Source organism: Sinosporangium album, assembly GCF_900100605.1.
Taxonomy (GTDB): Bacteria; Actinomycetota; Actinomycetes; order Streptosporangiales; family Streptosporangiaceae; genus Sinosporangium; species Sinosporangium album.
Map to the genome: position 1 here is coordinate 141739 of NZ_FNCN01000003.1, position 20426 is coordinate 162164.

The following is a 20426-nucleotide window of genomic DNA, read 5'->3' on the forward strand; positions in this document are numbered from 1 at the left end:
GAAGTGCCCTGTCCGGATAGGCTTTACGCCATGCCGGAGTACATCTACACGTTGCAGCGCGTGCGCAAAGCGCACGGCGACAAGGTGATCCTCGACGACGTCACGCTGTCGTTCCTGCCCGGGGCAAAGATCGGTGTGCTTGGCCCCAATGGCACAGGCAAGTCGACGCTGCTCAAAATGATGGCGGGCTTGGAGCATCCGTCCAACGGCGATGCCCGTCTCATGCCCGGCTTCACCGTCGGCATGCTCCAGCAGGAGCCGCCGCTGAACGAGGCCAAGACCGTGCTTGGCAACGTCGAGGAGGGCGTGGCCGAGACCAAGGCCCTGCTCGACCGCTACAACGAGGTGGCCGAGCTCATGGCCACCGACTACAGCGACGAGCTGCTGAACGAGATGGGCAGGCTGCAGGAGCAGCTTGAGCACCGCGACGCCTGGGAGCTGGAGAGCCAGCTTGAGCAGGCGATGGACGCGCTGCGCTGCCCGCCGCCCGACGCCGACGTCACGACGCTCTCCGGTGGTGAGCGCCGCCGTGTCGCGCTGTGCAAGCTGCTGCTGCAGAAGCCCGACCTGCTGCTGCTCGACGAGCCCACCAACCACCTCGACGCCGAGAGCGTGCAGTGGTTGGAGCAGCACCTGGAGAAATACCACGGCACGGTTCTCGCGGTCACCCACGACCGTTACTTCCTCGACAACGTCGCCGGCTGGATCCTCGAACTGGACCGCGGCCGCTGCCACTCCTACGAGGGCAACTACTCCACCTATCTGGAGGCCAAGGCCGCCCGGCTGAGGGTGGAGGGGCAGAAGGACGCCAAGCGCAAGAAGCGCCTGGAAGACGAACTCCAGTGGGTGCGGTCCAACCCGAAGGCCAGGCAGGCCAAGAGCAAAGCCCGTCTCCAGCGTTACGAGGAGATGGCCGCTGAAGCCGACAAGCACCGCAAGCTCGACTTCGAAGAGATCCAGATCCCGCCGGGCCCCCGCCTCGGCACCACGGTGATCCGCGCACAGGGCCTCACCAAGGGCTTCGGCGACCGGGTGCTGATGGACGATCTCTCCTTCGACCTGCCCCGCAACGGCATCGTGGGTGTCATCGGTCCGAACGGCGTCGGCAAGACCACGCTGTTCCGCATGATCATGGGCGACGAGACGCCCGACGCCGGGCAGTTCACGATCGGTGAGACCGTCCAGATCTCCTACGTCGACCAGGGCCGGTCCAACATCGAGCCCGCCAAGAACGTCTGGCAGGTCGTCTCCGACGGGCTCGACCACATCAAGGTGGGCCACGTGGAGATGCCCTCCCGGGCTTACATCGCGGCCTTCGGGTTCAAGGGCCCGGACCAGCAGAAGCCCTCAGGGGTGCTCTCGGGCGGTGAGCGCAACCGTCTCAACCTGGCGTTGACCCTCAAGCAGGGCGGCAACGTGCTGCTGCTCGACGAGCCGACCAACGACCTCGACACCGAGACGCTCTCCAGCCTGGAGAACGCGCTGCTCGACTTCCCCGGATGCGCCGTCATCACCTCTCACGACCGGTGGTTCCTCGACCGCATCGCGACGCACATCCTCGCGTGGGAGGGCGAGTCCAACTGGTTCTGGTTCGAGGGCAACTTCGCCGACTACGAGAAGAACAAGATCGAACGGCTGGGAGCCGACGCGGCGAAGCCGCACCGCGTCACCTACCGCAAGCTCAGGCGTGACTGACAGCGCGCCGCAGGCGGCTCCTCTCCCCGGTGACGGGGCGGGGAGCCGCCGCCATGTCTTTCACCGGCAGGTCCGCTTCGCCGACATCGATTCGCTGGGCCACGTGAACAACGTGCGTTTCTTCGACTACTTGGAGGACGCGCGGATGGCTCTGCTCTATGTCGATCCGGCGCGGGAGGGCGGGCAGCCCTACAGAGGTTTCGTGGTCCTCAACCATGAGATCCACTACCGGCGTCCGCTGACGCTGCGTGCCGATCCGATCAGGGTGGAGACGAGGGTGAGCGGCATCGCGTTCGCCCGGTTCACGCTCCACCATGAGATCCGCGACGACTCCGAGGTGTTCGCCCAGGCGCAGACCGTGCTCGTGTCCTACGACGTCGAGGCGGCGAGGCCGCGGAGGCTGTCCGGCGAGGAGATCGCCTACCTCAAGCGTTTCGCCTGAGGCGGAACCGTTTTCCCCCGCGGTGCTCCGGGGAGAATGTGGGATGTCACCGGCTGGCTACTTTATGTAGCGAAAGTTGCTGATAGCTCGCCTTCGGGGGAAGACAATGAAAGCTCGTTCGTTCTTGGGGTGTGCCCTGTCGGCCGTCGCACTGGCGGCTGCCGGCGTCGCCGTGTCGCTGCACGGCGTGGCCGCCGCCTCGGTGCCGATGATCGTCATAGGTCCGGTTTATGCGGAGCCGGTCTCCGGGACCGTCGTCGAGGGCGCTGCGGCGCCTCCCGTGGAGGAGACGCCGCTTTCACAGTAAAAGCCCTGACAAGCCGACGAGTCAGCGCGGACCATCATCCTTCCGGCGCGTTGACGAGGCTGTGCGCGGCATAGACGAGGTAGTCCAACAACCGCTTCTCCAAGTCCTCCGGCAGGTCGAGGGTCTGGACGGCGTCGTGCATGTGACGGAGCCAGGCGTCGCGCTCCGCGGGCCCGATGACGAAGGGCGCGTGGCGCATGCGAAGCCTGGGGTGCCCGCGTTCCCGGCTATAGGTGTTGGGGCCGCCCCAATACTGGATGAGAAAAAGCCGCAGCCGCTCCTCCGCCCCCTCGAAGTCGTCTTCCGGATAGAGGGGACGCAGCAGGGGGTCTTCGGCCACGCCCACGTAGAACCGGTGCACTAGACGGCGGAAGGTCTCCTCGCCGCCCATCGCCTCATAGAGGGTCACAGACTCCTCGGTGCTCCCTGACATGCCCCTCAGCCTAAGACAATCCGGGGATGGTGTTGCCGCCGGAGGCTGCTTTCGGCAGGGGCGTCCCGCCTGCGCACGGGCAGTCGCAGCTGCTCAGCGGGCACGGGACGGCTCCACCATCTAGTTGCGTGCACATGCAGACTTCTCACGTGCAGGGCATCCGGTACGGCACGGCGGTGCCGTACCGGAGCCCCTCAAACGGCCCGTGAGGCGACGTGTCAGGGGGCGGAGGACTCGGCCACGATGGCGATGTCGGCGCTGTCCAGCGCCGCCTTCACACGCCTGCGGAGCTTGCGGGTGAGGGCCGCACGCTGAAGCGGGTCGGTCTTGACCGTGATGCGGAAGACGATCGCGGTCTCCGAGAGCCCTTCGAAGCCCCAGACCTGCGGCTCTTCGAAGATGACCGTCTGGTGGTAGGCCGGGTCCTCCCAGAGCTCCTTGGCCGCCTGCATAAGGACTTGCTTCACCTTGGCCGCGTCCGCGTGGTTGTCCACGGGCACGTCCATGACGGCCCTGGCCCAGCCCTGAGACTCATTGCCGACCCTGGTGACGGTGCCGTTGCGGACGTACCACACCCGGCCGTCCGGGTCCCTGAGCCTGGTGACGCGCAGGGTGACCGCCTCCACGGTGCCGGTGGCCGAGCCGAGGTCGATGACGTCGCCCACGCCGTACTGGTCTTCCAGCAACATGAACATCCCGGCGAAGAAGTCCTTGATCAGCTCCTGTGCGCCGAAGCCCAGGGCCACGCCGAGGATGCTGACGCTGGTGAGGAGCGGTGCGAGGTTCATTCCCAGCCGGTCGATGACCATGAGTGCGGCGGTGCCGATGATGACGATCGAGGTGAGGCTTCGCAGCACCGACCCCATGGTCTCGGCCCGCTGGCGCCTGCGTTCGGACAGCAGCGCGGGGCTGCTCTCGGTGACGGTCGGCGACTTGTTGCGCAGTCGGTCGGGCATGACCCCTTCGGCCATGCGGCCCGTGACGCGCGTGATCAGCCGATGGGTCAGCTTGCGGAGCGCCAGTGCCGCGGCCACGATCAGCACGATCGCGAGCAGGGTGCCGAGGGCCGGGACCCAGGACTCCTGCACGAAGGTGACGAGCGATCCGGGGTCGGGGATGTCGTTGAGGTCGGGCAGGTTGTTGATGAGGCTGCTCGGAGAGGGGCTGGAGGTCGGAGTGGGGGTGGGGGTGACCGTCACCGTGGGGGTCACTTCCGGAGTGATGACCGGTGTGGGCGTGCTCACGGGACTCGGCGAGGCCAGGAAAGGCACGACGTGGATCCCCCTCGGATCGATGACTTCATAACGTACTGGTCACGGGACCCCCACAATATTGCCGATTCTGTGTGGAATCGTCACGTCCGCCCGAGAACCGATCAATGGCGTCGGACACACGTGAGGCCCGCATCACCCGGGAGACCATGATGCCTGTACGGCTGTCGCGTCACGGGGAGACACCTGGCTACGACCCGTGCGCGGAGGTGGACGCCCCTCCGGATCGGTCCGGACGGGAGAGGTCAGGCTTGCTCGCCTGGCCGACTCACGTCCGGACCGGCCGCTGTCACATTACGCCGGGGAAGACGGGCAGGTCCCGACCACGGGCCGCGGAGGGCGGGACGGGGCCTGCCGGTGACGCACGGCTCGGCGGGGACACGCACCCGGAAGCATGTCCCGCACCGGTCCGGAAGGGGGATCCCCCCGAGCACTCCCCGGGAGGCCCGGAAAGTGGTTTTCAGCCTCCGGGTCATACCCGGGGGCTCGCCCTGCGAGCAGGACGAGGTCTTGTGACCGCGGTCCTCCGAGGCGAGTGCGGAGGGAAAGTACCGATGCCTCGCCTGGAGGGTTCGCGGACGGTTGGCGGATGGATTTATGGCGGAGCAGAGCGGGCTGTCGCCGTACCGCTCGAACGGCGGTCTCGCACGCGGCCGTGCGGAGCCGGTCGGTGCGGCCCGCGCCGTCTGTCCCCGGCGCGGGTCGCACCGGAGTTCGAGCGGAGGGGAACGCCCGGTGCTTTTTTCAGGAGGGGGAGGTTCGTTGAGCGCCGACCGGCGCCCTCAGACCGCCTCGCGGCGGCCTTGGGGCATCCGGTGGTGCTGCGATCTGGCGGGTCGCGCGGCCGGGTCGGCCGACGGCGTCGCTGTGGTCGGGGTGTGGAGCCGACGGGGTGCCCAGTGTCCTCTTGGAGAAGGACACTCCGCACCGGCCACCCCGCCGGCCCCGTGGGACCGCGGTAGGCGCGGTGAGCCCCGGTGGCTGCGCTCCACCCGGATCACCGCCTGGCTCATTCGCCCACCGCGGCGAGTACGCGGGCGACCTTGGTCGCCGCGCCGGCCGGGTCGTCCGCGTGATGCATGCGCTCTCCCCAGGACCACCAGTAGTACCAGTCGCGGTGGTCTTTGACCGGGGTGTGCGGTCGGCAGGTGACGTTCTCGGCCAGGCTGGTCGCGTTGGGGTTGATCACGCGGACGAAGGCGCGACCCGAGTGGGTCTTCACCACCCGCGCGAGCAAGCCCCGGGCGTCAAGTTCTGACACCAGACGCTCCAGATGTCCGAAGTCTTCCTCCCCCACCTGAATGCCCTCCTTAAGTGGCTTGGTCCGGCAACTGTCCGTGGTCCCGTGGTCCGCGAATCGTTGCTGGTCCGCCCAAGATGACTCACCTGGTGAGATGGGTCAACGCACACGAGCTCAACGTCAGGGTGGGGGTTGTGCCAACTGGGTTGAAAGAACCTGTCCAGGGGAGGACGATCCTTAGCCGGTAGCTTTTAGTGAGCGTTCTCCACGAGTACAGGTATGGTCCATCATTTCTCATAGGCGCAGTGGAACCACCGACACCTCGCTGCGTATGAGTTCGGTGAGGACCGGTCGGGACATGTGTGCCAGCCCGCTCTGCTGGCCGCGAGAGAGGGGCCGGTATGTCCGGCAGGCAGCACAGAGAGACTGAAGTAGCGCGGAGGATCCGGGCGAAAGGTCTGGCCGGGAGTCATCCCATGGCCCAAATCGCTGACGAGGTCCATGAGGTCTGCGGTCCGCAGTTCGGTACAACCCGCATCAAGAGCCATCGGCTCGGCTACGGCATCGCGTTGGCCGATGTCATCGAGCAGGTCAGAGCGCTGTTCGAGCGCGACGGAAAACCGGTGCCGGGCATCGGGGAGACATTGTTGTCCGCCTATGAGAGCGGGCTGAAAAAACCCGGCCCCGAATACCTGCATTACCTGTGCCTGGTCTACAGGGTCGAACCGGTCGCCCTCGGTTACGAGGGGCCGTGCATCTGCGGCCACGGCCACCGCATGCAAGGTGGTGCCCGGGGCGACCTCCACGAGGGAAGGCGCGACGCTGCCTCAAGTCCGCGCGAGCTGCTGAACGCTGCAAGCAGCGGCGATTCCTCTGCGGACGGGGGCAATGAGGAGGAAAACGTGCTACGCAGGACGCTGCTACAGCTCCTTGCCGGCACCACTGTCTCATTGGATGGACAAGTGCTCGGAGCTGTTGAGGGCATTCGCAGGCGATTGGACGACACCTTGGTCTCGGGGACGGTGTCGGCCGCGATGCTCGACCACTGGGAAGAGGCGACCACCGGATTCGGCCGCCAATACAGCAACACCCCGCCGTTACGGCTTCTCTGCGATGTTCTCCTGGAATTGAGCGCGGTGCGTCAGGCGCTTGAACGGCGCCAGCCGATGGACATCCAAGACGGTCTACTCCGCATGACGGCCAGGCTGGCCGGGCTGAGCGGCATGGTCATGATCAATCTCGGTGACCACCGCATGGCCCGGTCTTTCTTTCGTACGGGCCGGACCGCTGCGGACGAGACCGGAGACCGCGCGCTGCGCGCCTGGGTGACCGCCCGCGAGGCCTTGGTCCCGCTCTACTACGGCGATCCGCGCGAGGCGCTCAACCTCGCCAAGAAGAGCCGCGATCTCGCTGGCCAGACCGCGTGCGCGGCGCAGGCCATGGCTCCCGTCGTCGAGGCACGGGCGCTGGCGATGATGGCGGGAGCCGGCAAGAAGGACGTGATCGACCAGGCCAAGCGCGCCCTGTCCCGGGCGAGGGCGGCCTTCACCCAGATGAGCGCGGACGAGCAGGAGGACCCCACCTTCGGCTACACCGAAAAGCAGCTCTATTTCCACCAGGGCGATGCGCTCGTCAAGCTCGGTGACACCATTGAGGCCGACCTCTCCTTGCAGCGGGCGCTCAGCAAATACGATTCCTCGGAATGGCTCGATCCCGCACTGATCCAGTTCGATCGTGCCAAGTGCAAGCTGATCGAGGATGAGGTCGAGGAGGCCCTGACCATCGCGAAGGCCGCGGTGGACTCCCTGCGGACGGAATACCGCACGGACATCGTCATGCGCCGCGCCTACGATCTCATGAAGCAGATCGAGACCCGGGCGGCCGGCGCCCACGAGCTCGAACAGTTCCAGGAGTTCAGAGACAGCCTGGCGCCGGGGGAGCAGCTTCAAGAGCATCGGAGGGCCGGTGCATGAGCCTCACGGTCAGGCGATACCACTCGTCTGATCTTCCGGCCGTTCAGGTGATGCACCGGCTCTGCCTTGCGCAAGTCGGTCTCGCTCCGGGGGATGGCGTCTACTACGACGATGATTTCCCCCGTATTCACCAGATCTACATCGCCGACAGAGGCGAGTTCCTGGTCGGCGAGTCCGCCGGGCGTGTGGTGGCGATGGGGGCGCTCCGCAGGATCGACGAGGAGCGGGCGGAGATCTGCCGCATGCGGGTACACCCGGATTTTCAGCGCCGCAGATTCGGAACGGAGATCCTGCGTCGGCTGGAGGAGCGCGCGGTCGAACTCGGCTACCGGCGCATCCGTGTCGACACCACTCTCAACCAGGCCGCCGCTCTGGCGCTCTACCGGAAGTTCGGATGGGTGGAGACCGGGCGTGAGCTGGTGGGAGGCCTGATCGTGGTCTACGGGGAGAAGGTGATCGGTCCGGCGTTCGGCGCCGGACACGGCCCTGTGTGAGACACGGCCCTGTGTGAGCCGTGGGGCGCTCTCTGAAGAGGGCGCCCCACTGTGAGGGAGGGGGGCCGCGCCCCCTCCCTGACCCGCCTTCCCGTGCCGCGTCGACAAGAGGTCGACAAGAGGTCGACAAGAGGTCGACAAGAGGTCGACAAGAGGTCGACAAGAGGTCGACAAGAGGTCGACAGGCCGCTGACAGGGGGCGACGGGACGGCGGCCGGGGCAAAGATGCAGGCAATGTCAGGCTATTGTCGAGATTAATCCGCTATTTTCATAGTGATTCCCTATGATGGGAACTGTTGTCGTACGTTGGTAAGATCGTTTTCCCGTCGCGCCCCCGCTGTCTGGGGCGACGCGGAAAAGATCTTTTCGGGCAAGAGAGAACGCCCAGCATCTGCCTCTCTGGCATCTGGAGTGCTGATATTTCCAAGTATGGTGTTCGGTGTCGTTAAGTTGAGCTGGAGTTGGTGCTCCTAATTCTCTGATGGCGCCCCCCCAGGCCCTCGGCCTGGCTGAATGGGATAAGTCCTAGAGTGACGGAAATAAGCCTGAGTATAAGAGTAATACCTCTGGCAGTGGTTCATGTAATGCCACTAGCTATTGCTAGTGGAATGCTGCTTTTATGGCAGTGCTGCCCGCTTCCTTCCCCCTCATGGGAGCTGTGCTTCTATTGTTCGTCAGTGCCGCGTGGGGGTCGGCGTTTCCGCTGATGAAAGACCTCATGATCCGTATGCCGGTGGAAGACCTCCTGGCCGCGCGTTACGGGATCGCCGCCGTGGTGTTGTTCGCCATCCGGCCGAGTTCCTTGTTCCATCTACCTCGAGGCACCTGGTCGAAGGGTGCGCTGCTCGGCCTGATGTTCGGCATCGGGCAGACCTCGCAGGCCATCGCCCTCCACGGCCTCCCCGCCTCTGTGTCGGGGTTCGCCGTCGGCTGCAGCGTAGTGATCACGCCGCTGCTCGGGCTGCTGGTGCTGCGGACCGGGCTACCCGTGCGCACCTGGATCGGGGTGATCTTCGCCACGGCGGGGATGGCGGTCTTCACCCTTCTGCGCGGCACGGAGGGGAGTGACATCTCCCTGGCGGCACTCGGACTCACCCTGTTCGCAGCGGCCCTGTACTCCGGCCACACCCTCGTGCTCGGCCGTGTCGCCGGCCCAGGTGAGGTCTACGCCCTGACCGTGATCCAACTGGCCACGATCGGAGCGATCAACGGTGTCCTCGCCCTACCCGACGGGCTGACGCTCCCCGACCGGCCCGGCGACTGGTGGATCCTCGCCCACCTCTCCATCGTCTCCTGCGCGCTGGGCTTTCTGGCGCGCTCCCTCGGCCAGGTCTACGTGGCCCCCGTCTCGGCCTCCGTGCTGCTCTCGTCACAGCCCCTCTGGGTGACCCTCCTGGCCGCGACCCTGTACGGCGAAGCCGTCACCTGGAGCGTCGCCGTGGGCGGAGGGCTGATGCTGGCGGCCATGCTGCTCGCCGTACCGTCCTCCGAGACGGCGAATTCACCGCCCCCCACGGCACCCGACCCCCCTCTTCCTCCGCCCGGTCCGGCGGAAGAGGCGCGGCCCGAGGCGGCGGTGCGGGCGGCCCGGGTGCTGTCGGCCCTCCTCGAACCGCGACCGGACCCTGACGACGAGGCCGCCCGCGTCGCCGAACGCCCGGATGAGGCACCGCCCCACCGGGACGCGCCGCCGCCGGCTCCGGCCGAACGTCCCCTCGTGCCGGAGCAGCGCGAAGGCGTCGAGGGCGTCGACCCGCTGGTGCGGCGCGCGCTGGAGATCATTCGAGAGAGGGGCTCGCCCCTCACAACCGAGAACTCGCGACCGGGCGCGGCCCGGGGCGGCGAGGTTCCCACCGCTGAGGCGGGCGCCGGACCCGCGGTTCCGCGATGTTCGGACTATCCCAGCCACGGCGAAGTGTCGCCGGGACGGCTTCGATGGCCCACAGCGGTGACGATCCCGGGCTTGATCGTCGAATGACGTCGTAGGGCCGGTTCGCCGCTCGGGCATGGGCCGGGGCCGAGTGGCGAACCGTCTCGCTGCCGAGGCGCACGCCGTACCCTGCCTCTTGTCCACGGGGTGCGCGCGGCGCCCCGGCGGGGCCGCGCTCGGGCAAGGTGATCGGCAACGCGATGGTTGCCAGGTGTCCGGCTAGATGATCGAGGGCCGGGTGATCCGGAAATGTCCGGCGCGCTTGCAGGTGGTGCTTTCTCCCCTTGGGGAGGGGAACTTTCCTTCACAGGGGACAACTCATCATCCCCTTGACATAAGCGGGTGGAGGATTGTCCGCTACGGACAAGGATCGCCGCGGCGAGGGTGGGGATTTATCCCCCGCTCTAGGCTTCCGTGTGGGGGAGCCCCCGTGATGAGCCCCCGTGATGCGTGCCCCGCGCGGTGGAGTCCCCTAGGCGCGGCCCCACGCGGCCAGCAACTTGGTCTGCGCGTCGGCTCCCGGCGGAATCTTCGCCCGTGGGCCGATCACTCCGGCCCCCCGGTATCCCTCCTCGACCCCGGAGAACCACCGGGCGCACTGCTCCACCAACTCCGGGTCAAGTCGATCGTTCCCTCCGATCGCCCGCGACAGGTCCCACGAGTGGATGAGCGCGTCGGCGAACAACTCGCTCAGGTATTCCGCGGCCGGGACATCGCCGAACGACAGGTGCGCCGTGCGGTCCAGCACGCCCTCGGCGGCCACCGCCCGCGTCGCCTCCGCCTCGGAGGTGTCGAACACCTCCACCGGCTCGTCGCCCAGCAGGTCGCGGTCGAACGTGTCCCCGACCTCGTCCACGGTCTTGCCGGCGAGCAGCTCGGGAACCCAGAAATTCTCGCTGACCATGTGATTCACCAGCGCCCGCACGTCCCAGTCGGTGCAGGGGGTCGGCTGGTCCCACTGTTCGTCGCGTACGGCGTGCACACGTGTCCCGAAGTCGTGCAGAGCCCGGCGATGCGCCTCGCGGATGTCCATCATGGCGGCGCCTCCTCTCCATCCTTCCAGTCTGCGTCGCGGTCATGCCGAGGATGAGGCGGGGTCACGGGGGCGTACCACATCTTGGGTGAGGAAAGGGGCGTAGAAGGCTCGGGGTGACGTGATCATGAGATGAGCCCTGTACTCTTCCCAGATCGGCCGAACTTAATCCCGAGGGTGAAGGCATGAGCTCCGAATATGTGCTGACGTTGTCCTGTCCGGACCGGCCAGGTGTGGTCGCCGCCGTCTCGGGACTGCTCGCCGAGCGCGGATGCAACATCATCGAGAGCCAGCAGTTCGGAGACCGGGTCTCCGAACGCTTCTTCATGCGGGTCCAGTTCGCCGCGTCCGTTCCCGAAGACGGGTTGCGGGCGGCCTTCGCCGGGCTCGCCTCCGAGTTCGCGATGGACTTCAAGCTCCACGACGTCGCCGTGAAGTCGCGGGTGCTCGTCATGGTCAGCAAACTCGGCCACTGCCTCAACGACCTGCTCTACCGCACGCGTTCAGGGCTTCTGGACATCGAGATCGTCGCCGTCGCGTCCAACCACCCGGACCTGCGCCCCCTGACCCAGTCCTACGGCATCGACTACCACCACCTGCCGGTGACGCCCGAGACCAAGGCGCGGCAGGAGGGCGAGATCCTGGCACTGGTCGAGCACTACCAGGCCGATCTCGTGGTGCTCGCGCGCTACATGCAGGTGCTGTCGGAGGATCTCTGCGTCAAGCTGGCCGGCCAGGTCATCAACATCCACCACTCGTTCCTGCCGTCCTTCAAGGGCGCCAAGCCCTACCACCAGGCTCACTCGCGTGGCGTCAAGCTCATCGGCGCCACCGCGCACTATGTCACGGCCGACCTCGACGAGGGGCCGATCATCGAGCAGGAGGTCGCCCGGGTCAACCACACCCACTCGGCCGACGACCTCGCCGCCGTCGGCCGCGACCTCGAATGCCTGGCCCTGGCCCGTGCCGTCCGCTGGCACGTCGAGCAGCGGGTCCTTCCCGACGGACACAAGACGATCATCTTCCCGCGCTGACCGATCCGAGCAAGCCGAGCAAGCCGAGCAAGCCGAGCGTGATCGCCGGGTGCGGCGCCTGAGCGCTCCGCCACGCTCCGAGGGCCGGCCGGTGAGGCGCGGCCCTTGGAGCGGGACTTGAGGCGACCCGCGTCAGAGGCCGGTGTGGTGCGCGAGGAACGCCAACTGGTCGGCGGCCAGATCGACGGTCTTGCTGACGGCTCGGGCGCCGTGCCCGACCTCGCTCTCATTGCGCAGGAGGATGGGGCTGTCCGGATCGGCTTGGGCATGCTGGAGGGCGGCGCACATCTTCCAGGCGTGCAAGGGGTGCACGCGGGTGTCGGAGTGGAAGACGGTGAACAGCGTGGCCGGGTAGGAGACCCCCGGCCGCACGCGGTGGTAGGGCGAGTAGGACCACAGCCAGGCGAACTCTTCGAGTTGGGCGGCGGTGCCGTATTCCACGTTCCAGGTGGCGCCGAGGCCGAACCTCTCGTAGCGGATCATGTCGAGGAGCGGGGCCGAGCAGGAGACCGCGGCGTAGAGGTCGGGCCGCTGGGTGAGGGCGGCGCCGACGAGGAGGCCGCCGTTGGAGCCGCCGGAGATCGCGAGCTTGGCCGCCGTGGTGACCCCCGAGGCGATCAGGTGCTCGGCGGCGCTGTGGAGATCGTCGAAGACGTTCTGCTTGTTGCCCAGCATGCCGGCGCGGTGCCACGCCTCGCCCTGCTCGCCGCCGCCGCGGAGCTGGGCGACCGCGTAGACTCCGCCGGACTCGACCCAGGCGAGCGTCGACGCGGAGTAGCCCGGGGTCATGGAGATGCCGAATCCGCCGTAGCCGTACAGGATCGTGGGTCGGGGGCCCTGGCGGTCGGGAGGCGAGATGACCAGCATGTGGACTTCGGTGCCGTCCGTGGAGCGATATCTCACCTGCTCGGTATGGACGTGCGGCACTTCGACGGCGCCGGGGGAGGAGGCCCACAGGGTGGTCTCGCCGGTGCGGGCGTTGTAGCGCTGGATCGTGGGCGGGGTGACGTGGTCGGTGTAGCCGAACCACGCCTCGTAGCCGCCTTCGGGGCGCTCCGTGAGGCCGCTGATGCTCCCGAGGCCGGGTGTCGGCACCTCGCCGGTACGCGCGCCAGTCACGAGGTCGTGGATGGAGATCTCGCTGATGGCGTGGCGCGTCCACCCGACCAGCATGATCGGCCGGGCGAGGTCGTCGAGGATGGCGAAGTCCGAGAGCACCGCCTCGGTGTCCTCGGGCACGAGATCGCGCCAGTTCTCGTAGCCCGGCGACGCGGGGTCGGCCACGCAGATCCGGCCCCGGGGGGCATCGCGGTCGCTGAAGATGTAGAGCGTGCCGTCGCGCCCGAAATGCAGCCCGGTCTGAGCGTCGACGTCCTGCTGGACCGTGACGAGGGCGGGCTCCTCCAGCGGGGAGGCGTGCAGGTCGGCAAGCCACAGGTCGTTGCGCGGTGCCGTGCCCCGCGATGCGGAGATCGTCAGCCACTGGCCGTCGCGGGAGACCGACACGCCGTAGTAGTTGGTCTTCTCCAAGCCCTCGCCGAAGATCAGCTTATCGCCGTCCACGGGCGTGCCGACGCGGTGCAGATAGACCCTGCGGTGGAACTGCTCCTCACCCGCAGGTACCCGGTCGGCGGGGAGCCGGCGGACGTAGTAGAACGCCTCACCGCCGGGGAGCCAGGCGATCGGCGAGTAGCGGCACCGGTCGATGGGGCCTTCGACCACCGCTCCGGTGGCGACGTCCATGACGTAGAGCTTCGACTCCTCGTCGCCGCCCACCGAGATCTGGTAGGCGAGCAGTCGGCCCTCCTTGTCCGGCTGCCACGCGTCGAGCGTGGTGAGGCCGGCGGGGTCGAGCCGCATGGGATCGAGCAGCGCGGTCTCGTCGCCGTCCCCGACCGCCGTGTAGAGCACCGCGTGCTCCTGATCGGGGGTGCGCCGCATGAAGAACCGGCGCTCGCCCCGCCACACCGGCGAGCCGATCGACCCCGAACGCAGCAGCTCCGCGACGCGTCCCCGGTAGTGCTCGCGCCGGGGTAGTCCGGCGGTCGAACGTTCGAACAGCGCGTCCTGCGCCTCCAGCCACTCCTTGCTGGCCGGATCATCCGGTGACTCCAGCCACCGGTACGGGTCGGGGACCGGGGTGCCGTGCAGAACGTCGACGGTGTCGTCACGGCGGGCAGGCGGGTACGGCTGTCGCGTCATGTCTCGCACCTTATGACGTGGCACGGCCGAGCGGCGACAGCCTCGTGCCCATGTGCCGGGCGGACGCGTATATCGGCGGGTCAGGGTACCTTCGATGTACGGGCGTGTCGCACTATGAAGAGTGCTGAACAGAAGGATGACCAGGGGGGTTAATTCATGATTGAAAATCCTTCAAACCGGGCATAAATCGCAACAGGCGTCCCTCCCGTTGTATCCAGCAGGCTTTTATGGGGTGGCGGGGACGCTATCGGAAACGCCAAACTTGGTGGAGGACGGTGCCGTGGTGACCATCCGCTGGACCGTCCGGCGGAGGTCCTCGTGACGGATGCACCAGGGGCCCAACAAGGCGGGCCGCCACCCGGGTCGCGCATACGCGTGACCCCCGACTACTGCTCGCGCACGGCGGGGGAGGCCCGCTGATGCGCCAGGTTCTTCTGCTCAACGCCACTTACGAGCCGCTCACCACCCTGTCCATGCAACGCGCTGTGGTGCTGGTGATCAGGGAGAAGGCCGACGTGGTCCACCGAGACGGGCGCGGAGCCGTACTCCGGTCCGCCTCGCGCGTGGTGGACGTGCCGTCGGTGATCAGGCTCAAGAGATATGTGCGCATTCCTTTCCGCTCGCGGATCCCTCTCACCCGGGCGGCCCTGATGCGCAGGGATGACTACAGGTGCGCCTACTGCGGTCATCGTGCCGAGACGATCGATCACGTGATTCCGCGTTCCCGCGGAGGGCCCCACGCCTGGGAGAACTGCGTGGCCTCATGCATGCAGTGCAACCATCGGAAGGCCGACAGACTTCTGGAGGAGCTGGGGTGGGCGTTGAACGTCGCCCCGGTCGTCCCACGGGGCGCCCACTGGAGGCTCATCGGCGCCGGACTTGTCGGAGACCCTCTATGGGCGCCCTACCTCGCGGAGAACGCCGCCTGACAGAGCACGAACTCCGGGCGGGGTCCCCCTTCGCCGGATCCGCCTGGAGCCCTCGTGTTATTTAGCTCACATTTCCAAGATCGCATCGCAGCACACATATGACGTGGTATTTGACTCCTGATATCACAAGGTTTCCGGAAAGCGCGGAGACCTGGCTTCTCCATGACACCGTCCGCAACACCGTTGTCCTGACCGTCCTGAACGGCGTGCGCGCCGGTCTCTGGGTCGAGGACCCGCTGCTGGCGTGGTACGAACGCGGCGGCGACGTGCACGGGCTCGCCTGCCACACGCCCCCGCACAACCTGCTGCTACCCGATCTCTCCCTTGAGCTCGTCGGCTCCCTCGCCGCCGAGCTCATCGACATGAACAGGAAGCTGCCCGGCGTCAGCGGCCCGCTCCCCGCGGCCGAGGCGTTCGCCGCGCACTGGTGGCGTCCCGAACGCCGGCGCCGCGCCGAACGCCTCTACCGCCTCGGCACCCTCACCGGCCCCACCGCTCCACCAGTCGGCAGGGCCCGTACGGCTACCGCCGACGACCTGCCCACACTCGTCTCCTGGATCACGGACTTCGAGCGCGAAGCGGGCATCGCCACCCCCGTCGACCCGACCCCGGCGATCTCACGCCGACTCACCAGGGCCGAACTCGTGTGGTGGGAGACCGGCGACGGGCGGCCCGCGGCCCTGGCCGCGGCGTCGACCCCCATCGCGGGCATGTCCCGCGTGGGGCCGGTCTACACGCCGCCTGAGTTGCGCGGCCACGGGTACGGCTCCGCCGTGACCGACGCCGTGACGCGCCACGCGCTGTCGCGCGGAGCGCGCGAGGTGCTGCTGTTCACCGATCTCGCCAACCCCACCTCCAACCGGCTCTACCAGAGGCTGGGCTACGAGGCGGATCTCGACTACGCCTCCATCTGACCGATCGCCGGGCCCCGGGGGCAGGCCCATGAGGCCCGGGATCCGGAGGGCCGGGGGCATGGCCGCGAGGCCGCGGCGGCGCGTAATCTTGGGGCATGCCGCGATATGACTACCGCTGCCGCTCCTGCGGATCCACCTTCGAGCTGAGCCGGCCCATGGCCGCGGCCGACGATCCGGCCACCTGCCCGTCCGGCCACGACGACACAGTCAAACTGCTGTCCACCGTCGCCGTGACCGGCGCCGCCTCCGCTCCCCGCGCCGCGGGCGGCGCGTCCGGCGGTGGGGGGTGCTGCGGCGGAGGGTGCTGCGGATAGCGCCAGGTCGCCGGCGGGGTCACTCGGCACGGTGGACGACTGTAGGAGTCCTCATCGTGGCCGGAGGGCAGCGCGCCCGGCAGGCGGTCGGGGCGGAACGCCTGCCGGGGCCGGTGAAGCCCGGCAGCCCATGCCGGCACGATCAGGAAAGTGATGGCGTCTCGTCCAGGGCGTGGCGCAATTGCAGCGCGAGCACCTTGGAGTAGGTGCGGCACATCTGGAAGTTCCCTGCGGAGAACCACAGCCCCGGCTGCGCGGTGGGCCGCCACATGTTGCGGACCTCGCCCTCCTCGTCGTACCCCCAGACCGGTCCTACGGCGTCGGCGACCGCGTCGCCCATGAGGCGGCGTACGTTCTCCTGCTGGTTCTCGAAGCCGGTGGCGAGCACCACGAGATCGGCGTCGAGGACCGATCCGTCGGTCATCCGCAGGCCCGCGCCGACGAACCGGTCGGCGTCCGCCCACTGCGCCAGGCCGACCTCGCCGGAGATGATCAGCTCGGAGCAGCCGACGTTGAGGTAGTAGCCGCCGCCGCTGCGCATGAACTTCATCTGCTGACCGGTGCCGTCCTCGCCGTAGTCGGTGCGGAACCCGGCCTTCTCCAGCCCCGCGATGAGCTCCCGGTCCAGATCCTTCATGGTGGCGGTCATCGCCTTACTGGCCTGCACCAGGTCCGGGTAGGGCACGGAGAGGCCGATGAGGTCGGAGTCCTCCAAGGTCGGAGCCGAAAGGTAGGAGGCGTCAGCGGCGGCGGCGCTGGGGTCGATGCTGATCACCGTGGTGGAGCCGTGCTGCAGCATCGTGACCCGCGAGCCGTTGGCGTGCAGGTCCTGCGCGATGTCGTGCGCGCTGTTCCCCGTCCCGACGATGAGCACCCGCTTGCCCGCGTGGTCGGCACCGCTGGTGTAGCCGACCGAGTGCATCGCCTCGCCGCCGAAGTCCGCAAGGCCCGGCAGGTCCGGCCGGTACGGGATGCCGCTCACCCCGGTCGCCAGGACGATGTGCCGCGGCCGGAGCACGCGATGCTCCCCGTCGCCGCGGCGAACCCGGGCCTCCCAGGTGCCCGTCCGCTCGTCGAAGGCTCCGTGCTCGAACCGCGACGACCCCCAGAAGTTGATCTCCATGGCCTCGGTGTACGCCTCGAACCAGCCTGCGAGCTTGTCTTTGGGGACGAACACCGGCCACGTCTGCGGGAACGGCATGTACGGCAGGTCGTTCAGCCACACGGCGTTGTGCAGGGTGAGGGAGTGGTACCGCTTGCGCCAGTTGTCACCGGGACGCTCGTGCGCGTCGATCACGAGCGTGTCCACGTCGAGCCGTGGCGAGAAGCCAAGCTGACGAGGAGGAACACCCCCGAGACCTTCATGCGCGGGGGTTGCAGTCGGGTGCGGTCAGGCAGACGCGTTAGCCCGGGGTTTTGCCCCCACTAGCCCCGGGCGTGGCGGTGAACCGCTCCACCGGGTGCGGCCTCACGCGGCACGCCGTCGCCGCTGGAAGGGCAGGAAGCGTTCGGCCACGTGAGGGCGGGCGGGTGTGGTCGTGGGCTCGACCGCGATGAGCCGGTCGAACCGGAACGCGCGTATCCCGTGGCGCAGCCGGCACATGCCCACGAGATACCAGTGATCGCGGTGGACCAGGCAGGTCACGGGGTCGACCTCCCGGACCGTGACGCGGTCCGCGGCGTCGCGGTAGTGCAGCCGGACGACGAGCTGCCCGGTGATGGCGTCGGCGACCACACGGGCTCGGGAGGCGGCCTCGGCGGTCAGCGGGGTGGTGAGCGTCGCCAGGGTGGTGGCGACGACGTGGTCGTCGAGCTGGAGGTGCTCGAACGCGTGGCGCAGCCCTTGGCGGGCGGTCAGGGCCTGCGGGCCCGACCCCATGTGTGCGAGGGACAGGGCCAGGGCGGCGATCTCGGCGGTCGTCAACGTGTGGGCGTTGGGCTTCACGACGTTTGCCATAGCACAAGAGTAGAGGTCGGGACTGACAATTTTTCGAACACGCCCTCGACCGTGTGGCAGCCGTACGCACATGTCTCGAACAGTCGCTCGTGCCGCATGGATCAGGTGTACGGCGCGAGCCGTGCCGGAGCCGTGCCGGAGCCGCGCGGTCTCGCGCGGCTCCGGAGGGAGGCTCAGTGCCTCGTGGGCACCTGGGACAGGTCGCGCGAGGCCCCGGTGGAGGCGGAGGTCGTGAAGGCGGCGTAGACCTGTAGGGCGGCGCTCACCGGACGGTGGCGGTCGCGGGGCCGGTAGCCTCCGAGGTCGGCGAGGAGCCGCTCGCGCCGGGCGGCGAGCTCCGTCTCGGGCACCCGCAGCTCCATGCTCCGGGCCGGGATGTCGATCTCGATGAGGTCGCCGTCCTCGACGAGGGCGATCAGGCCGCCCTCGGCGGCCTCGGGGGAGGCGTGGCCGATGGAGAGCCCGGAGGTTCCGCCGGAGAAGCGGCCATCGGTGATCAACGCGCACGACTTGCCGAGCCCCTTGCCCTTGAGGAAGCTCGTCGGGTAGAGCATCTCCTGCATCCCCGGCCCGCCCTTCGGGCCCTCGTAGCGCACCACCACGACATCCCCGGCCTTGACCTTGCCGCCGAGGATGCCGTCGACGGCGTCGTCCTGGGACTCGAAGACCACCGCGGGCCCGGAGAAGCGCCAGATCGACTCGTCGACGCCGGCGGTCTTGACGACCGCGCCGTCGAGGGCCAGGTTGCCGTAGAGCACGGCGAGCCCGCCGTCTTGCGTGTAGGCGTGCTCGCGGTCGCGGATGCAGCCCTCCTCGCGGTCGAGGTCGAGGCTCTCCCATCGGGCGTTCTGGGAGTATGCCTTGATGGTGCGCACGTTGCCGGGGGCGGCGTGCCAGAGCTCGACGGCCTCGGGCAGCACGGTGGGGGACTTGGGGTCCCACGCCTCGATGTAGTCGGCGAGCGTCGCCGTGTGGACGGTCGGCACGTCGCGGTGCAGCAGCCCGGCGCGGTCGAGTTCGCCGAGGATGGCGGGGATGCCGCCCGCCCGGTGGACATCCTCGACGTGGTATTTCGCGGTGGCGGGGGCGACCTTGCACAGGCACGGCACCCGGAGCGAGATCTCGTTGATCTCCTTGAGGCCGAAGTCGACCCGCGCCTCGCGCGCCGCGGCGAGCAGGTGCAGGATCGTGTTGGTCGAGCCGCCCATGGCCACGTCGAGGGCCATCGCGTTCTCGAACGCCTCGCGGGTGGCGATGGAGAGCGGCAGCACGGAGGCGTCGTCCTGCTCGTAGTAGCGCTTGGCGATGTCGACGATCGCGTGCCCCGCCCGCTCGAATAGCGCCTTGCGGGCCTGGTGGGTGGCGAGCGTGGTGCCGTTGCCGGGCAGCGCCAGGCCGATCGCCTCGGCGAGGCAGTTCATCGAGTTAGCGGTGAACATGCCCGAGCAGGAGCCGCATGTCGGGCAGGCGCTCTCCTCCATCTCCAGCAGCTCGGCGTCGGACACCGAGTCGTCGGCCGCGGCGATCATGGGGTCGATGAGGTCGAGCTTGCGCCCGGCCGTCTTGCCGGCCTCCATCGGGCCGCCGGACACGAACAGCGTCGGGATGTTGAGGCGCATCGCCGCCAGCAGCATGCCCGGCGTGATCTTGTCACAGTTGGAGACGCAGATCAGCGCGTCGGCGCAGTGGGCCTGCACCATGTATTCGACCGCGTCGGCGATCAGCTCGCGGGAGGGCAGAGAGTAGAGCATGCCGCTGTGGCCCATCGCGATGCCGTCATCGACGGCGATGGTGTTGAACTCGCGTGGGATCGCGCCCGCCTCACGGATCGCGCCCGCCACCACGTCGCCCACCTCGCGGAGGTGCACGTGGCCGGGGACGAACTGGGTGAAGCTATTGGCCACCGCGACGATCGGCTTGCCGAAGTCGCTTCCGGCTACACCGGTCGCCCGGAGCAGGGCCCGGGCACCGGCCATGTTCCTGCCGTGAGTGACCGTTCGAGACCTGAGGGCGGGCATGGCCGTCTCCCATCGAGGTGACTGAGCCGTTTCCGACGCCTCCTTCCGGCCCATCGGTAGGCCGAGGCGGTCAGTTGTCTGACCCCGCCGACACGGCCGTGCGGCCGGGTGGTCCAGCGGGTGGGAAACCGCTCACTGCGCGTCTGCAAATGGTACGGCCAACGCCCGTCGAATGAGACGTCTGCCCGACAGGTGGGACGTGGCGCGAGCGCGCGGCACCCGAGGCGCCCTCACGGAACG

General features: G+C 68.2%; 18 protein-coding genes. 10 read left to right on the forward strand and 8 right to left on the reverse strand.

The genetic code is table 11. The features are described 5' to 3' along the window. Positions 1–30: 30 nt before the first annotated feature. The 3 genes from ettA to BLQ73_RS04030 all read left to right on the forward strand — a co-directional run bounded on the left by ettA (position 31) and on the right by BLQ73_RS04030 (position 2444). Positions 31–1695 (forward strand): energy-dependent translational throttle protein EttA, encoded by a 1665-nt coding sequence (gene ettA, locus BLQ73_RS04020; protein ID WP_093168325.1) that lies wholly within the window; start codon positions 31–33, stop codon positions 1693–1695. Continuing rightward, positions 1688–2137 carry an acyl-CoA thioesterase gene (locus BLQ73_RS04025; protein ID WP_093168328.1) on the forward strand — a complete coding sequence of 150 codons (450 nt, stop codon included), beginning with the start codon at positions 1688–1690 and terminating at the stop codon, positions 2135–2137. The genes ettA and BLQ73_RS04025 overlap by 8 nt, the downstream gene beginning before the upstream one ends. Positions 2138–2243: 106 nt before the next feature. Further along, the gene (locus BLQ73_RS04030) at positions 2244–2444 is read left to right on the forward strand and encodes a hypothetical protein (RefSeq protein WP_143020112.1); all 201 of its coding nucleotides are present in this window, start codon (positions 2244–2246) and stop codon (positions 2442–2444) included. A gap of 34 nt (positions 2445–2478) precedes the next feature. On the opposite strand, the gene BLQ73_RS04035 is transcribed toward BLQ73_RS04030, so the two are convergent. The 3 genes from BLQ73_RS04035 to BLQ73_RS04045 form a co-directional block, all read right to left on the reverse strand. Then, positions 2479–2877: a globin gene (locus tag BLQ73_RS04035; protein WP_093168332.1), complete on the reverse strand. Its 399-nt coding sequence runs from the start codon at positions 2875–2877 to the stop codon at positions 2479–2481. A 218-nt stretch (positions 2878–3095) separates the two neighbouring features. Continuing rightward, positions 3096–4088, reverse strand: coding sequence for a mechanosensitive ion channel family protein (locus tag BLQ73_RS04040; RefSeq protein ID WP_245690780.1), 993 nt, complete (start codon positions 4086–4088; stop codon positions 3096–3098). A 1069-nt stretch (positions 4089–5157) separates the two neighbouring features. Further along, positions 5158–5445 (reverse strand): hypothetical protein, encoded by a 288-nt coding sequence (locus BLQ73_RS04045; RefSeq protein ID WP_093168334.1) that lies wholly within the window; start codon positions 5443–5445, stop codon positions 5158–5160. 344 nt (positions 5446–5789) lie between these two features. On the opposite strand from BLQ73_RS04045, the gene BLQ73_RS04050 reads away from it, so the two are divergent. From BLQ73_RS04050 to BLQ73_RS04060, 3 genes are all read left to right on the forward strand, one after another. Further along, a complete protein-coding gene (locus tag BLQ73_RS04050) occupies positions 5790–7361 on the forward strand; it encodes an NsdA family TPR-like regulatory protein (RefSeq protein ID WP_176955265.1) in 1572 nt (523 codons plus the stop codon). Continuing rightward, positions 7358–7855 (forward strand): GNAT family N-acetyltransferase, encoded by a 498-nt coding sequence (locus BLQ73_RS04055; RefSeq protein ID WP_093168336.1) that lies wholly within the window; start codon positions 7358–7360, stop codon positions 7853–7855. The genes BLQ73_RS04050 and BLQ73_RS04055 overlap by 4 nt, the downstream gene beginning before the upstream one ends. Before the next feature lie 619 nt (positions 7856–8474). Continuing rightward, positions 8475–9833 (forward strand): DMT family transporter, encoded by a 1359-nt coding sequence (locus tag BLQ73_RS04060; RefSeq protein ID WP_093168338.1) that lies wholly within the window; start codon positions 8475–8477, stop codon positions 9831–9833. A 424-nt stretch (positions 9834–10257) separates the two neighbouring features. Here the strand turns inward: BLQ73_RS04060 and BLQ73_RS04065 are convergent, their stop codons facing one another. Next, complete coding sequence (locus BLQ73_RS04065; protein WP_093168340.1) at positions 10258–10821, reverse strand: TIGR03086 family metal-binding protein; 564 nt, start codon at positions 10819–10821, stop codon at positions 10258–10260. Positions 10822–11003: 182 nt separating this feature from the next. On the opposite strand from BLQ73_RS04065, the gene purU reads away from it, so the two are divergent. Further along, positions 11004–11852, forward strand: coding sequence for a formyltetrahydrofolate deformylase (gene purU, locus BLQ73_RS04070; protein WP_093168342.1), 849 nt, complete (start codon positions 11004–11006; stop codon positions 11850–11852). 132 nt (positions 11853–11984) lie between these two features. On the opposite strand, the gene BLQ73_RS04075 is transcribed toward purU, so the two are convergent. Then, on the reverse strand, positions 11985–14054 hold the full coding sequence (locus tag BLQ73_RS04075; RefSeq protein ID WP_093168344.1) for a prolyl oligopeptidase family serine peptidase: 2070 nt from the start codon (positions 14052–14054) through the stop codon (positions 11985–11987). 419 nt (positions 14055–14473) lie between these two features. Between BLQ73_RS04075 and BLQ73_RS04080 the strand changes: the two genes are divergently transcribed. The 3 genes from BLQ73_RS04080 (at position 14474) to BLQ73_RS04090 (ending at position 16211) form a co-directional block, all read left to right on the forward strand. Continuing rightward, on the forward strand, positions 14474–14983 hold the full coding sequence (locus BLQ73_RS04080; protein WP_093168347.1) for an HNH endonuclease: 510 nt from the start codon (positions 14474–14476) through the stop codon (positions 14981–14983). Between the two features lie 110 nt (positions 14984–15093). Beyond that, positions 15094–15897, forward strand: coding sequence for a GNAT family N-acetyltransferase (locus tag BLQ73_RS04085; protein ID WP_245690781.1), 804 nt, complete (start codon positions 15094–15096; stop codon positions 15895–15897). A gap of 95 nt (positions 15898–15992) precedes the next feature. Further along, positions 15993–16211 (forward strand): FmdB family zinc ribbon protein, encoded by a 219-nt coding sequence (locus tag BLQ73_RS04090; protein ID WP_093168351.1) that lies wholly within the window; start codon positions 15993–15995, stop codon positions 16209–16211. 142 nt (positions 16212–16353) lie between these two features. Here the strand turns inward: BLQ73_RS04090 and BLQ73_RS04095 are convergent, their stop codons facing one another. The 3 genes from BLQ73_RS04095 to ilvD all read right to left on the reverse strand — a co-directional run bounded on the left by BLQ73_RS04095 (position 16354) and on the right by ilvD (position 20186). Then, positions 16354–17508, reverse strand: coding sequence for an NAD(P)-binding domain-containing protein (locus tag BLQ73_RS04095; protein WP_218125614.1), 1155 nt, complete (start codon positions 17506–17508; stop codon positions 16354–16356). Between the two features lie 171 nt (positions 17509–17679). Then, positions 17680–18168 (reverse strand): helix-turn-helix transcriptional regulator, encoded by a 489-nt coding sequence (locus BLQ73_RS04100; protein WP_093168355.1) that lies wholly within the window; start codon positions 18166–18168, stop codon positions 17680–17682. 173 nt (positions 18169–18341) lie between these two features. Next, on the reverse strand, positions 18342–20186 hold the full coding sequence (ilvD, locus tag BLQ73_RS04105; RefSeq protein WP_093168357.1) for a dihydroxy-acid dehydratase: 1845 nt from the start codon (positions 20184–20186) through the stop codon (positions 18342–18344). Positions 20187–20426 lie beyond the last annotated feature (240 nt).

What these genes read in the sequence shown, in the direction of transcription:
- ettA (WP_093168325.1), top strand. Translation starts at nt 31, where the DNA reads ATGCCGGAGTACATCTACACGTTGCAGCGCGTGCGCAAAGCGCACGGC.
- BLQ73_RS04030 (WP_143020112.1), top strand. Translation starts at nt 2,244, where the DNA reads ATGAAAGCTCGTTCGTTCTTGGGGTGTGCCCTGTCGGCCGTCGCACTG.
- BLQ73_RS04035 (WP_093168332.1), bottom strand. Translation starts at nt 2,877, where the DNA reads ATGTCAGGGAGCACCGAGGAGTCTGTGACCCTCTATGAGGCGATGGGC.
- BLQ73_RS04050 (WP_176955265.1), top strand. Translation starts at nt 5,790, where the DNA reads ATGTCCGGCAGGCAGCACAGAGAGACTGAAGTAGCGCGGAGGATCCGG.
- BLQ73_RS04055 (WP_093168336.1), top strand. Translation starts at nt 7,358, where the DNA reads ATGAGCCTCACGGTCAGGCGATACCACTCGTCTGATCTTCCGGCCGTT.
- BLQ73_RS04060 (WP_093168338.1), top strand. Translation starts at nt 8,475, where the DNA reads ATGGCAGTGCTGCCCGCTTCCTTCCCCCTCATGGGAGCTGTGCTTCTA.
- BLQ73_RS04065 (WP_093168340.1), bottom strand. Translation starts at nt 10,821, where the DNA reads ATGATGGACATCCGCGAGGCGCATCGCCGGGCTCTGCACGACTTCGGG.
- purU (WP_093168342.1), top strand. Translation starts at nt 11,004, where the DNA reads ATGAGCTCCGAATATGTGCTGACGTTGTCCTGTCCGGACCGGCCAGGT.
- BLQ73_RS04075 (WP_093168344.1), bottom strand. Translation starts at nt 14,054, where the DNA reads ATGACGCGACAGCCGTACCCGCCTGCCCGCCGTGACGACACCGTCGAC.
- BLQ73_RS04080 (WP_093168347.1), top strand. Translation starts at nt 14,474, where the DNA reads ATGCGCCAGGTTCTTCTGCTCAACGCCACTTACGAGCCGCTCACCACC.
- BLQ73_RS04090 (WP_093168351.1), top strand. Translation starts at nt 15,993, where the DNA reads ATGCCGCGATATGACTACCGCTGCCGCTCCTGCGGATCCACCTTCGAG.
- BLQ73_RS04100 (WP_093168355.1), bottom strand. Translation starts at nt 18,168, where the DNA reads ATGGCAAACGTCGTGAAGCCCAACGCCCACACGTTGACGACCGCCGAG.
- ilvD (WP_093168357.1), bottom strand. Translation starts at nt 20,186, where the DNA reads ATGCCCGCCCTCAGGTCTCGAACGGTCACTCACGGCAGGAACATGGCC.